Genomic DNA, 16,133 nt, shown 5'->3' with positions numbered 1-16,133 from the left:
AAAGTATCTTAACGATGAGTTGAACTATATCATTTGTTTTTGATGGCAGTTGCTTTTGATTGTTTAAGAATATTTTTTAAGGAGGAAGCTGATGTTTAAAAATATTATTGTGAGAAGACCGGGAAAAAGTATTTGTGATGGAATTACCAGTGCTCCTGAGCTTGGAAAACCAAATTATGAATTGGCCATGAAACAACACGATGCTTACATTTCTGCACTGAGAAAATGTGGTTGCGAAGTTACTGTATTGGAGGAGATGGAAGAGTTTCCGGACAGTTGTTTTGTGGAAGATACCGCTGTATTGACTAAGAATGTTGCAATTATTTCACGACCTGGAGCAGAAACAAGGAGAAGAGAGTCCGAATATATGGTTGATACGATTAAAAAATTTTATCCGGAAGATAAGATTGAATATATTCAAGCACCTGGAACCATGGAGGGTGGAGATGTGATGATGGTTGGCAATCATTTTTATATCGGAAAATCTGCACGAACAAATGAAGAAGGATGTCGTCAATTTATTGCGTTGTTGGAAAAGCATGGACATACGGGATCTATTGTTGAATTGAAAGAAATGTTGCATTTGAAGACGGGCGTCAATTATTTGGAAAACAACAATATGTTAGTGTCAGGGGAATTTTTGACAAATCCTGAATTTGATAAATATAACAAATATGAAATTCCGTCCGATGAAGCTTATGCAGCAAATTGTATTTGGGTAAATGACAAGGTAATTGTTCCGGAAGGTTATCCTAAGGTAAAAGCTTTAGTAGAAGAAATGGGATACGAAGTGCTTACAGTAGATACTTCAGAATATCGAAAAATTGATGGTGGATTAAGTTGCTTGTCGCTTAGATTTACTTCTCTAAAATAATAAATCGAGATGGATATATTGAAAAAGAAATTTGCAAACTTGTATTGAGGGATTGCTTCAAAAGCTTTGAAAAAAGAAAATTATGTCAAGTTGTATAAAAAAATATGTAAAAGTATCACAGTATTTTTAAACAATGGATAGAATTTGAAGATAAGTTTTTGAGCAATCCCTTATTTTTGGAAATGAATGGAAAAACGTACATAGAGGAGGTTGTTGTCTTATGAATCTTGCAGATTTAGTTACTGTAGTAGTCTATGATTATTTGTGGGGATTACCATTGGTATTTTTGGTTTTGGGAGCTGGAGCATTTTTTACAATAAAAACCGGATTTTTTCAATTTAGATTTTTTAAGCAAGCATTTACGCAAACTCGAAAAAGTATTTTTGGAGAAAAAGAAACAGATTCAGATGGAAAAGCGGGAATAATTTCATCCTTTGAGGCAATGAGCATGGCACTCGGCACAACCATAGGTGTCGGTAATATAGGTGGTGTAGCGACTGCTATTGCTATGGGGGGACCAGGAGCTGTTTTTTGGATGTGGGTGGCTGGAATATTCGGTTTAATTATTAAGACTGTTGAGATTACGTTGGCAGTTTATTATAGAAGTAAAGATCAGTCGGGAGATTCTTATGGTGGGCCAAACTATTATATTCATAAAGGAATTGGAATTGAAAAAAACAAAAAAGTACTTGCTAAATGTTTGAGTTTCATTTTTGCATTCGGATTTGTGTTAGGAATATTTTTGAACATTCAAACCTATACGGTATCCGAAGCAGTTGCAGGAACGTTTAGTATAGATATGAACTTAGTAGCGATTGTATATACTGTAGCATTGTATATTATGATTAGTGGTGGAATGAAACAACTTGGAAAAATTGCAACAATAATCGTTCCGTTTATGTGTATTTTTTACATTGTAGGGACTTTTGTAGTACTTGCATTAAATATCGGAAATATTGTACCATCCATTGTATTAATTGTTAAATCTGCGTTTACTCCACTTGCAGCTACAGGTGGATTTGCAGGAGCAAGTGTGAGCTTGGCATTAAAATCAGGGATGAGTCGTTCTGTGTTCAGTAATGAAGCGGGATGGGGTTCTGCACCGATGATTCATGCTTCGGCAAAGGTAAATCATCCTTTAAAACAAGGATTGCTAGGAATTTTTGAAGTGTTTTTTGATACCATTATTATATGTAGTTTGACAGCTTTGGTAATTATTGTTACAGGGCAGTGGCAAAGCGGTTTGGACGGTGCGACACTTACTTTAAGTGCATTTGAAACAGGAATGGGATTTTGGGGAAGAATTATTTTGGCAGTAGGAATATTTTTCTTTGGACTCACAACTTCCGGTGGAGTTTATACACAAGTGGAAGTTGTGCTCAGATACATTTTGGGAAATAGCAATATAAAACAACAGTTGCTCACATTTTACAAGTGGTTCTATCCTATTCCAAGCATTGCGTTAGTTTTTATTGCTTCGAAGAACGGCTTGCCCGGAACGACGGTTTGGTTGTTTTCAGACGCATCGACTGCGTTTCCGATTTTTGCAAATATATTAGCGTTATTGATATTAATGCCAAAATTTATAGATTTAAAAAACGATTATACCGCCAGATATATGAATAAAGGAAATGTAAATCCGGAATTCGAAGTATTTTATGAAGGAAGCAATGAAGAAAATCAAGTGGATTAGATTATGTAATAAAAAGTATTCAGTGATAATGTAATGAAATTTTCATACAACGCTAAAACTCAACAGAAAATAAATAAAATATCTGTTGATAGTTTTGGAGAGTTAAAATTCGGATTATTAAATTAAAAAAGTAATTTGTAAATGACTATAGATGTAGTATAGGAGTTGGTTTCAAGATGAGAAAAGATATAATAAAAAAAATTTTGTATGGTTATGTTCAGCAAAAGAGTATTAGTGATACAGATGTAGAAAAAACAGCAGAAACATTTTTTGTGGAATTTTTTGCGAAACAGGAATATTTCAAAAAAAATAAGGAGTATTATGGAACGTTTCCGATAGAAGGAGATCCTCATCATCGTGCGGTTTCTTGGGCTATGGTAAGAGGAGAAGGGGAAGCTTGTGTTGTACTAATCCATCACAATGATGTAGTAGGCGTAGAGGATTTTAAAACGCTGAAACCATATGCTTTTTCTCCGGACGAATTAAATAAAAAACTATTCGAAATAAAGGATAGTTTGTCAGAAGAGACACGTGAAGATTTGGAGAGTGGCAATTATCTTTTCGGACGAGGTGTTTGTGACATGAAGGGTGGAGGCTCTATTCAGATGGCACTTCTGTCGGAATATGCAAATTTAGATACATTAAAAGGAAATGTAATCGTTCTTGGTTTGCCGGACGAAGAAAACTTGTCTGCAGGAATGAGAGCAGCTGTAATATTACTCAACGAATTGAAAGAAAAGTATGGTTTTGAATATAGATTGATGATAAATTCAGAACCACATCAAAGAAAGAAGAAAGAAGAAGGTGTTTTTTCTTTCGGTTCAATTGGAAAACTGATGCCATATGTGTCTATTCGAGGTCATCTTGCTCATGTCGGAAAAGTATTTGAAGGGTTTAATCCAACAAATCTTATGGCTGAGATTGTTAGAAAGACAGAAATTAATATGGAATTTAGCGATAGTGTGAAAGGGGAAGCTGCCCCACCTCCTACGTGGTTGTATCTTCGAGAAAATAAACAAAGTTATGATGTATCTATGCCACTTTTTATGAACGGTTGTTTGAGTGTGCTCACACTAAATCAAATGCCGGGAGTTATTTTGGAAAGACTTTACAAAGTATGCGCTAATGCCTTTGAAAAAATTATAGAAGAGATGAATTTGCAATATGAAAATTTTTTGAAAGAAACAAATCAACAGAAAACGTATTTGCCATGGAAAGTAAAAGTTGTTTATTTTGGAGAACTCTGCCAAGAGGCCGAAAAAAATTATGGTAATCAGTTTATCCAAGACTATCATAATTTTTTAGAGCAACTTTATAAAGAAATCCATGATGGTAAGGAGTCTTTAATAACAGCAAATTTTAAATTAGTTGAATTTGTGTATAATTATATTGATGATTTGTCTCCACGAGTTGTAATTGGGCTTGTTCCACCATATTATCCGAATGTAGCTAATTTGTTTTATGAGAATTTGGACGATAAAGTACTACATTTATATGATAAGTTGCTTGATTTTACAAGAGAAAAGTATCATCAAACTTATATAGAAGAATTTTTTTATACCGGAATTTCAGATTTGAGTTATTCTTGTATTTATGATAGAGAGAAAGTAGAAGATAGTCTAGAGAAAGCGATGCCGTTTTGGGGGAAAATTTATAATCTTCCACTAAAAGAACTTCAAAATATTTCCATGCCATGTGTGAATATTGGACCATGGGGAAAAGATTTTCATAAACTTACCGAGAGGGTATACAAAGAAGATTTATTTGAGCGGACACCTGAAATATTAGACCATACTATAAAATTTATGTTGGAGTAAATTGTTATCCACATTTTAACAGATTAAAAGTAGGATAAAAAACAATGGATTAGAATTACAGAAATAAATAATAAAGAGAGTATTGATAAAAATAAAGCCCTTGCTGTATTGTTATAATTTTTTAGATACAGTGAGGGTTATATTTTTGGTGTGGTATTTGTTGTTGTAATATTGCCTTTAGCTTTTTCTTATTTTAAGAATGTCATTTTCGTGTTTTTGTTGTTTAGGCATTCCTTTTTTGATCTTAATGGAATAATATCATATTTCGAAATAGTGTCTGCAATAAAAAATGGTATTTGATTTATATCTGTGAAGTTTTTATAATTCATCTAAAGAGTCAAGTTCCGCATAATTTAAGTTCCAGTGATGTTTTAGGCATTTTTTTAATTTGGAGATATTTTTTTTCTGAAAAAATTCTAAAATCAGTCTGTGTTCTTGGTTTGTATTCAATAAAATATCTCGTACAGAGTCACTTTTTTCGTCTGTATAGCTCTGACGGATAAATCTCTTTTTTAGACGGAAGATAGTATCGATTAAGGGATCGTTTTCTGTTTTGAAAATGTAGATATTATGAAAATCAATTTGCAGTTTGTAGTAATCGCGGAATCTATAATGATTAATTGCATAGTCCATATCTTGCAACAATTCCTCCATTTTATCCAAATCTTCGTTGGTCAATTTGTCCATAGCGATAGAGGCTGCCATTATCTCTAAAGTCGCAATGACAGCATATAAATCCTGTGCATCTTTCAAACTTAAGGCTTTTACACGGAAACCTCGTCTGGGTGTTATATCAAGTAGTCCATCAGCACTGAGTTGAATCAATGCTTCTCTTACCGGTGTTCGAGAGACATTCAGTTCATTACAGATGGCTTGTTCGTTTATTTTTTCATTTGGATTTAATTTTTTATTTTTGATTTCATTGGAAATGTATTCATATACATGGTCTTTTAAAGATTGATAAATCAAAGACATCACCCCTTAATGTAGCTATTATATCATAGATTTTGTAAAAGCAACTTTGTTTTCTTAAAAAATAAAAACCAGAGACAGTGATAGGATACTACCTCCGGTAAAAAGTTGTTTTTTGAATTTCAAAGTTTTAGTTCAAAAATTATTTTGCCCAGTGTTTTACAAGCTCGGTCAATAAGTGTACTCCGGAGCCTGTTGCTCCTGCTGTAAAGTAAGGTTTTTCAGATTCAAGATAAGCACTTCCTGCGATATCGATATGAATCCAAGGTTTTCCTTCAGTGAAGGCTCCTACAAAGGCTCCTGCACTGGAGCAACCTCCCCATCTTCCGCCTGAGTTTTTGATATCGGCGATGGTGGATTTGTTTTTCTTTTCAAAGTTCTTGTCTATCGGCATTCTCCAGATAGATTCTGTTGCTCTTTTTGCAGAAGCTTGGATATCTTCCCAAAGAGAATCCTCTCTTGTGATAACTCCGGCATAATCTTCACCGAGTGCAACGACAACTGCACCTGTTAGCGTGCAAATATCAACGATTTTTGTTGCGTGTTCCTTTTGAATTGCATAAGTGATTGCATCGGCAAGAGTCAGTCTTCCTTCTGCATCTGTATTTACAATTTCGATTGTTTTTCCGCTCATAGAAGTCAAAACATCTCCCGGAAGATATGCTCGACCGGAAATCATATTTTCACAAGTTGCAATGATACCGACAACATTGATTTTCGGAGCTTCTTTTGCAATTGCGGACATGGCACCGATTACTGCAGCGGAACCTCCCATATCACTCTTCATGGTAATCATAGAGTTGGTCGGTTTGATAGAGTATCCACCACTGTCATAGGTCAGACCTTTTCCGACAAGAGCTACAATTTCATCAGATTCCGGATTCCCATTGTATTTCATTACAATCAATCGCGGTTCCTCATCAGAACCTTTTGCTACGCTTAAAAAAGCGTTCATGTTCATTTTTTCGATTTCTTCTTTTTCGAATACTTTCATTTCGATTCCGGCTTTTTGACAAACTCTGGTTGCAACTTCTACAACATTTTTCGGTTTCATTAAGTTTGCGGGCTCATCTACAAGAAGTCTTGCAAGAGTGATGTCTTCCGCAATAGAAACACCTTTTTTAACTGCTTGTATATGAGTTTGTGAAAGAATGTAAGTCAGAGTTTCTATTTTTTGTTTCTCTTTTTCTTTTTCCATAAATTTGTCAAACGCATAGCAAGCAAGAGAGCAAGCTTTTACAACAGAAAGCACGAAATGTTCTGTCAATATGGATTCTTCTATTTCTGTGAATGAGACTGCAACAGAAGCAAGTTCTTTTTTAGATAAGGTTTTGACTGCACTTCCGATGGCACACATTGCTTTTTCAACAGTAAGTTCTTCTTTTTTTCCCAGTCCTACAAATAAGTATTGTACAAGGGTTTCTTCAAGTGGAATTGAAAATAAAGCATTGCTTTCATACTTTCCTTCAAATTTGTTTGCTTTCAAATAAGTTGCTGTTTGTTGTGGCAATGTTTCCAAAGACGGTTGTTGCCCTTCGAAACAAGGAATGATAATCCCGTTGTATTTTGTGATGTCCAAATTTGATGATGTTGTTACATTCATGATAGTAACCTCCTTATATTATATGTTTATAGAATGACATCAGATAATCTGAATGAATTTGTTATTGTTCAAGCAATCCAATGACTATGCTCTGATTCGATTGAGGATATTTTCCAGTGGTGCAACTTCTGCAAATCGGCTGTTCCAAACAGAATCCTCGAAGTATTTTGCCATATCTTCTCCTTTGGAGAGAGGGGTATCGAAGGTAGAAGTGCAACCTTTTGGAATAATTACATTGTATCCGTATTCAAATGCAACTCTGCAAGTGGTGTCTACGCACAATTCCGTTCTCATACCTGCCATAATAATATTTTCTGTTCCTCTTTTTTGTAGTTCTTCTGATAGATTTGTGTTTAGAAATGCACTACACTTGAATTTATCAATGATAATTTCATCGTTTACCGGAGCGACCTCGTGGTAAATTTCCCATCCGGGGATTCCCGTCTCCAGTATTCCGCCCGGAGGATTATTTTGTCTGACATGAATCACTTCCAAATCATTTGATCTTGCGCAGTCAATTAACTGCACGACATTTTCAATAAATTGTTCTTTATTTGCTGGGCGATTGTTGATTCCTGCATTTTGAATATCAATCACCATAAGTACGGTATTTTTCAAAAAAGATTCCTCCTCAAAACTGAAATGGTATATTTTACATTGTATTTGAGCAAATTGTTTTTTTCTTAATATCAAACTTGTTGTTGTTAAATTCCGGTCAGTGAAGACAGAAAATGTAACTGATTCATAAAAAACATTATATCACAGGAAAATATTATATCATAAAAAAAATATATTTATAAGGATTGAAAAAATATAATTACAGATTATGATTAACAATAGGGAGTGTTTATTATTAATGAATGATGTTTCATAAAGAGGAGGTGATTTGATGAAAAGAAAGAATCTACTCATATGTATGGTATTGTACTATTGTCTCTTTGTGGGAATGAGTGTTGATATTACCAATTTGTCTTTGATTAAAAACGGAGTAAATGACGGAATTAATCTAATCCCAACTTCCACAATAACGGAATATATTGTCAATTTTTCCAGTTACAATACAAGCATCCTCTTGAAATTCTTTGCTAACTTTGGATATTTTGTTCCGTTTGTTGCCTTGTTCTTTCCTTATCAACAACAGTCAAACAAAGAGTACGCATTTTCTAATTACATTATACTGTTTTTCTTGGTATTTCTGTCGGACTTCTTACCCAGAATTTTCAAAGTGGGAGTGTTTGACATTGATGCGGTATTATTAAGATATTTAGGAGCAGTTATGGTTTATAGAATTCTAATTAAAAGAAAATTAAGTGGAGAAGGTACTGCATACAATATGAAATAATAAAATAAATGAAATATATAACTAAGTACTGTTTCTAAATTAATAATACAAATAGTTATTTCAACAGCCTCGATATTAAAATTTCGTGGCTGTTTTTTTTGTTTTATAAAGAAGTGGTCTGTTAATAATCATCCATGAAATAATATCACAAATACTTACACAAAATATTCTATCTATTTTTTTCATTATGGCTCTCTACAATTTCTCCGGCTTATTTTGGCGAGGTAGAGTACATGTTCAATAGAATGTTTTTCAGCCGTTTTATCAATATAAATTTCCACAAACACCTTTCATTTTTTAAGTTGCGTATCTTACTGTATCAATTACCATGTTGTATGAAATGTATTTTATTCTTTTGTGAAAAAACTGAAAAACAGTGTCAGAATCTATTGCTCTATGGATTGAAACATTGTTTTTGAGAATAGAAAAAATATAGACAGTGAGATGAAACAACAAATCATGTTCCGATGAACTTTGTGATATTAAATGTCAAAACTTAAGAGGTCATTTTGTTATAGATGTTTAGAATGATGCATGGAATGACAACGAGCGAAAAGTGAAGTTAGAGTTTTGGAATTTATGATATAATAAATGGGAAGTGTGAGAATTTGATTTTGATATAAAATATCAAGAATAGAAATAGAAAGAGTCTTACAGGAGAGTAGATTGAAACAAGTTAGTTGTGTCACGAAAAGTATCGCCGTGTTCAGGAGGAGATTATGTTACATATTTTGAGTTCTGTTTCCGTACAAAGAAACAAGGAACGCATTTTGGAAAACTATCAAAAACAGGAGGCAGAACATTCTGCTTATATTGTTGTTCCGGAGCAGGCAACCATGCAAATGGATGTTTGGATTTTGGATGAGATGAAGAGGGAAAGTTTGATGGATTTGAGAGTGGTAAGTTTTCAAAAACTTTCCAAAGAAGTGTTGGAGTCCACTTTCGGTGCAAATCGACCATATATTGATAATATCGGGAAAGCTATGGTACTTCGAACTGTTTTTGAGGATTTTCCGGAAGAGTTTGAGCTATATCGTCCGGTAGCCCAAAGACAGGGTTTTTTGACAAAAATGGAGAGCTTGCTGACAGAGTTGAAGAGAAATGATATCCAAAGCACAGCACTGAAAGAACTGGCAAATCGTACAGAAGATAAATTATTTTCTCAAAAATTAAAAGAAGTTTCTTTTCTGCAAGAACAGATGGAATTGCGTTTGACGGGACATTATGCAGACAGTGAAGATAAGATGAATATGCTTGTGAATCAAATTGCGTCTTGTGGGTGGATTCAGGATTTGGATTTTTATTTTTTCGGGTTCCATAGTTTTACGGCAATCGAATATAGGATTGTAGAGCAGTTAATTATGTATGCACACAATGTATATATTACCTTGCCGATGGAAGAGAAGGAATCCTCTGATACAATCAACTTGTTTCAAACGACACAAGAGACGGTGAAAAAGTTAAGGGAATTTGCGCAAAAATCAAATATCCCTGTTAAGGTAGAATTTGAGGACACAAATCCTGTTTTAGAGGAATTTCAATTGTTAGGTAAAAACTTATTTGATTATAAAAATGTGGTCTATCCGAAAGAGACTTCTTCCGTTTCTCTTACAGTCGCAAAAACGACAGAAGAAGAAGTCCATTGGATTTGTAACAAAATTTGTGAATTGGTACAGGAAGAGGGATATCGATACCGTGAAATCGGACTGTTGGTGACCGATATTCGAGAGTATGGACGATTCATTCGACAAATTTTTCCGATGTATCATATTCCGGTATTTGTGGATGAAAAAAAAGATTTGATTCACAGTCCGGCAATGCACGCGATTTTTTCTTTATGGGATATAGTATCCAACGGATTTCGATATGAAGATGTTTTTTCGTTTTTGAAGGCAGGGTTTACCTCTTTTTCTCAAAGTGAAATCGAAAGATTGGAAAATTTTGTGTTAGCGCATAAAATCCGCGGAGAAATGTATTTTCAGGAAAAATATTTTCTGAAAGGAGAGGAATCTGAGGAGGAACGCCATCAGATATTAGACATTCGACAACGGTTTGAGGATATGTTGCTGCCATTTTACCGCTCTATCAAAAAGAAAGGGATGGTGGAGGAGTTTGCAAAACAGAGCGTTTCTTTTTTGATTGAAAAAAATTTCCCACAAAAAATTGAGGAATATGTAGAAGAATTGAAAGAGTCCGGATTGGAAGAATTTGCCGACGAAAATCGACAAGTGTGGAATATCTTTGTTTCTATTTTGGAACAGATGGTCGAATTGCTGGGAAGTCGTATGGTAAAGGCGACGGAATTCAGGGATATTTTGTATGCGGGAATTCAAGGGCATAAGGTCGGAATCTTGCCACCATCACAGGATCAGGTCATTGTCGGAACGTTGGATAGGAGCCGAACAACACCGACAGAGCATCTTTTTGTGCTCGGATTGCATGACGGAATGTTTCCGAAAGTTCAAAAAGAGGGTTCCGTTTTGGAAGAAGAAGAAAGAACGAAGCTGTTGCAGTACGGATTCCATCTTTCTTCCGTTCGTGAAAAATTACAGGCGGAGGAGCGGTTGAGTTGGTACAACCATATCACGCAGACCAAAACAGCCGTTTATTTGTCGTATGCTGAAATGTCCTATGACAAGAAGGTATTGTACCCCTCCTTTTATGTAGATAAGATTCGTCGACAGTTTCCGAAAATGAATGTGATAGTACCTAAAAGGTATGATGATTCGATGTTGTATTCCAAACAAGCCTTTTTGCAACAGTTGGCACAAATGACAAGACCGGTTTTGGAAGAATCCGATTCTTTGGAACAGGAAGAAAGAGCCTTTTGTTTGCAGGGATGGGATTATTTGAAACAACAACAGGAAGAGACACTATTTCAATCTGCCGTTTCGGAGAATCCAAGTGTAAGATATATTCCGCAAAAATATGTGACTTCTCTTTATGGTAACAAGGTATATTTCAGTGCATCCGGATTGGAACAGTATGCACGTTGTCCGTACAAACATTTTATCCATCGGGCGCTTTCTCCCAAAGAGAGAGCAAGGTATGAGATGGAAGAAACGGATATCGGTATTTTGGTTCATGGATGTATTGATGAATTTACTGATTTTCTGAAGAAACATCCCGAACTATCTGAACAATGGGACGAGAAGCGCAATCAAGAAGAAATCAATGCGATTTTTTCGCAGTATGCAGACAAAATGTTGGGTGTTTCTTTTGAAGACAATGCAAGAAATCAATATTTATTGCGTAAAATTCGAAAAACGACAGAAGAAACTGCTAAATATGTGGTTCGTCATCTCAATTTAGGCACATTCAAAATATGGGGACAAGAAGTGGGATTCGGATATGGGAAAGACTATCCGGCAGTAGAATTGATAGAAGATACCGCTTATTTAAGGGGAAGAATTGACCGTGTCGATGTGTGTCATAAAGACGACAAAGACTATATCAAAGTCATTGACTATAAGACCGGAAAGAAAACATTTCATCTTTCTGATGCGTGGCAAGGATATGATTTGCAGTTGCTGTTCTATCTCTATGCGTTGTTGTACAGTCGGGCAATCGGAAAAGACAAGGTATATCCCGCGGGAGCATTTTATTTTCCGGCAGTCTATTCTCTGCTTTCGACAGAGGAAGAGAATGAGGAAAATATTGAAAAATTACAGACAGACAGTTGGTTGATGGAAGGAATTGCCTTGAAGGAAGAGGAAATTTTGAAGGCGATGGATCAACAAATCGAAGAAAAATCATCTGTATTTCGTGGAGTTGGACGCAAAAACACATTTGAGAAAGAAAACTTGTTGACACAAGAGGAATTTGAACAGATTTTGTCACATAGTTATCAGCTTGCAAAAAACATGGCGACAGAAATTTTGGAAGGAAAAATACAAGCGAGTCCGACAATGGAAAAAGGAAATCGAAAAGCGTGTGATTTTTGCAGATATCAGTCGATTTGCGGGTTTGATGAGAGAAAAAAAGATTGTATCTATCGTGTGGTCAAAGAGTACAGTTACGAACAGATTAAGGCGGAAATAGAGGAACAAATCCATTCATCTGAAGAAAAGGAGGAGAGCCATGAGTGAGAAAAAACAGGAACGAGAAGTATCTTACACCAACGAGCAAAATGCCGTTATTTATGAAAAAAATAAGAATATCTTAGTTTCTGCAGCGGCAGGCTCCGGAAAGACGGCAGTTTTGGTGGAACGAATCCTTAGAATTGTAGAAGAAGAACGAGTAGACATCAATCGGATGTTGATTGTTACCTTTACCAATGCGGCAGCAGGCGAAATGCGTGAAAGAATTTCAAAAGCATTTGCCAAACGATTAGGGCAAAAAGGACATGATACCGCTTTTTTACAGGATCAGATGATTAAGATTTCAGAGGCTTCCATCAGTACCTTGCATTCTTTTTGTATCGATGTGTTACGTCAATTTTTTCATGCGGCAGACATCTCGCCTTCTTTTGCCATGGCGACAGAAGCGAATGTCTCTGTCCTGAAGGCAAAGTCGTTAGAGGAAGTGTTGGAAGAAAGCTATGAAAGAGGAGATGAAACATTCTTTCAACTGGTAGATGCCTATGGCGGAAACAAATCGGACAAGGCATTTGTAGAGTTGGTATATCGGATTTATCAATTTATTCAAGGACAACCTTATCCATTGGAATGGTTGAAACAAAAATCGGAGCAATTGGATTGTTCTAAAGAAGAATTTTTGCAATCAGATGTGATGCAATTCTTTTTGAAACAATTGAAATTTGAAGCAGATAAGATTCTTGCATCATGTGAAGAAGGTTTCAGAATCAGCGTAAGACACGACCTTCCTTACTTAGAGAATATGGAAGATGATAAGTTGCAGATTCAGCAATTGAAGAAGGCTCTGGAAGAGGGATTTGATGCATTTGTGAGAGCACTTGGCACTATTTCATTCGGGAGACTGAAGACGGTTACAAAAGCACAGAAGGAATCCGGCTCGTTTCCGGAGGAGATTTTGAATACGGTCAAAGAGATTCGAAACCAAGATATTAAAAAAGCAGTAGAAAATTTGAAAAAAACAGTAGGAACAGGAAACCAAGAACGATATTATCAGCAGATGAAAAACATGGCACCGCTTATGATGGAATTATATCGTTTTGTAGAACAGTTTTCCCTTCGTTATCAAGAAAAGAAAAAAGAACAGGAGATACTTGACTTTTCCGACTTGGAACATTTGGTGCTCAAGTTATTGGAAGATGATTCCATTCGACAAGTATTACAACATAAGTACGAGTATATTTTCTTTGATGAGTATCAAGACAGCAACTTGGTGCAAGAAACAATTATTCATGCGATTTGCCGAAACAATAATTTATTTTTCGTAGGAGATATGAAACAGTCTATCTATGGATTTCGTCTTGCAGAACCCAAGTTATTCCACGAACGATATGACAATTATAAAAATAGCCAAGACGGTCTTTCCGTGACAATTGATTTATCCAAGAACTTCAGAAGTCGAAAGGAAATTTTAGATTTTTGCAATGATATTTTTCTTTCATTGATGACAGAGCAACTCGGCGAGATTGATTATACGCAAGAAGGGCAAGCATTGGTGCACGGTTTGGAATATCCTGAGCAAAGCGACTCTGTGGAACTGTGTTTGTGCGAAAAAAGTGAAGAAGTGTCTGCGATTTCTTATCAAGTCATTGTACAAAAAATACAAGAATTGCAGGGAAGATTATGGCAAAATGCAAAAGGCGAGCAAAAAGAGTTGCAGTATCGAGATATGGTTGTCTTGATGCGTTCCCCGAAGAATAGCGCAAAAGAATTGGAACAGATTTTGAAAGAGAAAGGGATTCCATGCTATGTAGACTATTCTTCCGTTGGATTTGAAGTGATGGAAATTTACCGTTTATTGGAATATTTAAGAGTGATTGACAACGAGATGCAGGATGAAGCTTTGCTTGGTGCAATGGTATCCTTTTTTGGAGGATTTCGAGAAGATGAGTTGGCAGAGATTCGAAGTCACAGGAGAGAGGGCAGTTTTTATGATGCCATACAAGACTATGTAAAAAGCTCTGAGGAATCTGTTTTAGAAGACTCTTCCGTTTCGGCTGAAAATACGGATTCCGTGATATCAAAACAACGATTGCAACAAAAGGTAAAGGATTTCTTTGATAAGGTACAATATTGGAGAAAACGAGAACGGTTTGAACCATTGTCCGAGTTTTTATGGGATTTGGTGACCGAAACAGGATATTTGAATTACAATGCCTTGTTGGAAAAAGGAGAAGAGCGGACAGAAAACATCGCCGGATTCATCAAAAAAGCAGAGGAGTATCAATCTCATGAAGGAGAGGGATTGTTTGGATTCTTGTGCTATATTGACCGGATTCTTCGTGAAAAAGGAGACAGTCTGGAAGTTTCGGCACTCTCCGAAAGTGAGAATGTTGTCAGAATTATGAGTATTCACAAAAGTAAAGGCTTGGAATTTCCGGTGGTGTTTTTGGCAGATTTGCAACGACAGTTCTATCTTCCGGAAAGTCGTGATTCTATTTTATTGCATAATGAGTTAGGAATCGGAGCCAGAGAAGTCAACTTAGACAGAGGCACTTATTGTGACAGTTTGGGCAAAAAAGTGATTCAGATGAAGAAGAAACAGGAACAACTTTCAGAAGAAGTCCGTATCTTGTATGTTGCACTGACAAGAGCAATTGATCGACTGATTTTGGTAGGAGAAGTTTCAAGTATTCCGAAGTTTTTGGAGAAAGTACAAAGTTCCAATTTGACCTCTCAGCTTAACAACGGAAGAAGTTATTTGCATTGGATTGTCTCCATTTTGGTAAGACATTTTAACGGTAGAGCATTGAGAGAAAATATTGAAAATATTTGGAATGAAGAGCAGGGAATTGATGGAAACGCCAAGTTTCAAGTCAGCTATTACACTGAGGAAAATTTGAAGGAGATTGAACAGGTATCCTATCAGACTTTGGCAGAAAAATTGCAAGAGAATTGTGTAGAAGATATTGAGTGGAAACAGAAATTGGAGCAGAGATTTTTGTATGAGTATCCATATCAAGATGAGGTACAACGAGCATACAAAAAAGGTGTGACGCGGTATGTAAAGGACAAGGAAGAAGAGTTATACGACGAAAATTCTGTAACGATAGAGGACTTAGAGCCTGCTTTCGATATGGAATCGAATGTTGGGGAGGAAGTATCCGTTTGTGTCAATCAAGATACAGAGGGAGAGATGACGAAATTTTTTGAAGAACATCAACAATACCGACTTCCACAATTTTTGCAGAAAGAAAAACCGTTAAATGCGGCACAGAAAGGAACTTTGTATCACTTCGTGTTACAATCCTTGCCAATCAAATCTTATACCACAGAAGAATTAGAAGAAAAGTTGGATGAACTGGTAGTCAAAGAGCTGTTGTATTCGGAAGATCGTGCACAGATAGACAGTTCCTATCTGATGAAATTTTTTGAGAGTGAGTTTGGAAAAAGAGTAATATCCGCAGACAAAGTATATCGAGAAAAACCGTTTATGTTGAAAAAAGACGGATATATCTTAGAAGGAATCATAGACTGTTATTTCTTGGAGGAGGGCAAACTTATTCTGTTTGATTTCAAGACAGATCAATATCGCAATGCGGAAAAACATCGTGCACAGCTGGAATTGTATGCGGAGGCATTGGAAAAAAACTACGGTCGTCCGGTGGATGAAATCTATGTTGTTTGGTTACGATACGGAACAATCAGTCGTTTGCATTGAATAAATTACAAAATCATGTTATGATAGCAAATTGGATAGAGTTATCAAATTATTAACACTTTATTATAGAGGTGATA

General features: G+C 35.8%; 9 protein-coding genes. 6 read left to right on the top strand and 3 right to left on the bottom strand.

The window, feature by feature from the left end; genetic code table 11:
• Positions 1 to 91: 91 nt before the first annotated feature.
• The 3 genes from HMPREF0389_RS04895 to HMPREF0389_RS04885 all read left to right on the top strand — a co-directional run bounded on the left by HMPREF0389_RS04895 (position 92) and on the right by HMPREF0389_RS04885 (position 4,384).
• Positions 92 to 874, top strand: a complete 783-nt coding sequence (locus HMPREF0389_RS04895) for a dimethylarginine dimethylaminohydrolase family protein (RefSeq protein ID WP_014262585.1) — start codon at positions 92 to 94, stop codon at positions 872 to 874.
• 220 nt (positions 875 to 1,094) lie between these two features.
• Positions 1,095 to 2,567 (top strand): alanine/glycine:cation symporter family protein, encoded by a 1,473-nt coding sequence (locus HMPREF0389_RS04890; RefSeq protein ID WP_014262584.1) that lies wholly within the window; start codon positions 1,095 to 1,097, stop codon positions 2,565 to 2,567.
• 176 nt (positions 2,568 to 2,743) lie between these two features.
• Positions 2,744 to 4,384, top strand: coding sequence for a M20/M25/M40 family metallo-hydrolase (locus tag HMPREF0389_RS04885; protein WP_014262583.1), 1,641 nt, complete (start codon positions 2,744 to 2,746; stop codon positions 4,382 to 4,384).
• Between the two features lie 318 nt (positions 4,385 to 4,702).
• On the opposite strand, the gene HMPREF0389_RS04880 is transcribed toward HMPREF0389_RS04885, so the two are convergent.
• The 3 genes from HMPREF0389_RS04880 to HMPREF0389_RS04870 form a co-directional block, all read right to left on the bottom strand.
• On the bottom strand, positions 4,703 to 5,353 hold the full coding sequence (locus tag HMPREF0389_RS04880) for a GntR family transcriptional regulator (RefSeq protein WP_049770204.1): 651 nt from the start codon (positions 5,351 to 5,353) through the stop codon (positions 4,703 to 4,705).
• A 145-nt stretch (positions 5,354 to 5,498) separates the two neighbouring features.
• On the bottom strand, positions 5,499 to 6,959 hold the full coding sequence (locus HMPREF0389_RS04875) for a leucyl aminopeptidase (protein WP_014262581.1): 1,461 nt from the start codon (positions 6,957 to 6,959) through the stop codon (positions 5,499 to 5,501).
• Between the two features lie 84 nt (positions 6,960 to 7,043).
• Positions 7,044 to 7,577 carry a cysteine hydrolase family protein gene (locus tag HMPREF0389_RS04870; protein ID WP_014262580.1) on the bottom strand — a complete coding sequence of 178 codons (534 nt, stop codon included), beginning with the start codon at positions 7,575 to 7,577 and terminating at the stop codon, positions 7,044 to 7,046.
• A gap of 271 nt (positions 7,578 to 7,848) precedes the next feature.
• Between HMPREF0389_RS04870 and HMPREF0389_RS04865 the strand changes: the two genes are divergently transcribed.
• From HMPREF0389_RS04865 to addA, 3 genes are all read left to right on the top strand, one after another.
• The gene (locus tag HMPREF0389_RS04865) at positions 7,849 to 8,301 is read left to right on the top strand and encodes a VanZ family protein (protein WP_014262579.1); all 453 of its coding nucleotides are present in this window, start codon (positions 7,849 to 7,851) and stop codon (positions 8,299 to 8,301) included.
• 719 nt (positions 8,302 to 9,020) lie between these two features.
• Positions 9,021 to 12,389 carry a PD-(D/E)XK nuclease family protein gene (locus HMPREF0389_RS04860; protein ID WP_014262578.1) on the top strand — a complete coding sequence of 1,123 codons (3,369 nt, stop codon included), beginning with the start codon at positions 9,021 to 9,023 and terminating at the stop codon, positions 12,387 to 12,389.
• Positions 12,382 to 16,056: a helicase-exonuclease AddAB subunit AddA gene (gene addA, locus HMPREF0389_RS04855; protein ID WP_014262577.1), complete on the top strand. Its 3,675-nt coding sequence runs from the start codon at positions 12,382 to 12,384 to the stop codon at positions 16,054 to 16,056. Before HMPREF0389_RS04860 ends, addA begins: the two co-directional genes overlap by 8 nt.
• Positions 16,057 to 16,133: the final 77 nt, after the last annotated feature.

This window comes from Filifactor alocis ATCC 35896 (assembly GCF_000163895.2).
Lineage (GTDB): Bacteria > Bacillota > Clostridia > Peptostreptococcales > Filifactoraceae > Filifactor > Filifactor alocis.
Note: the sequence above shows the minus strand (reverse complement) of the source record. Positions and strands in the feature narration are given on the sequence as shown.

Bases quoted from the DNA above. Each gene is read 5' to 3' on its own strand.
- HMPREF0389_RS04890 (WP_014262584.1), top strand. From the start codon at position 1,095: ATGAATCTTGCAGATTTAGTTACTGTAGTAGTCTATGATTATTTGTGG.
- addA (WP_014262577.1), top strand. From the start codon at position 12,382: ATGAGTGAGAAAAAACAGGAACGAGAAGTATCTTACACCAACGAGCAA.
- HMPREF0389_RS04875 (WP_014262581.1), bottom strand. From the start codon at position 6,959: ATGAATGTAACAACATCATCAAATTTGGACATCACAAAATACAACGGG.
- HMPREF0389_RS04860 (WP_014262578.1), top strand. From the start codon at position 9,021: ATGTTACATATTTTGAGTTCTGTTTCCGTACAAAGAAACAAGGAACGC.
- HMPREF0389_RS04865 (WP_014262579.1), top strand. From the start codon at position 7,849: ATGAAAAGAAAGAATCTACTCATATGTATGGTATTGTACTATTGTCTC.
- HMPREF0389_RS04895 (WP_014262585.1), top strand. From the start codon at position 92: ATGTTTAAAAATATTATTGTGAGAAGACCGGGAAAAAGTATTTGTGAT.
- HMPREF0389_RS04885 (WP_014262583.1), top strand. From the start codon at position 2,744: ATGAGAAAAGATATAATAAAAAAAATTTTGTATGGTTATGTTCAGCAA.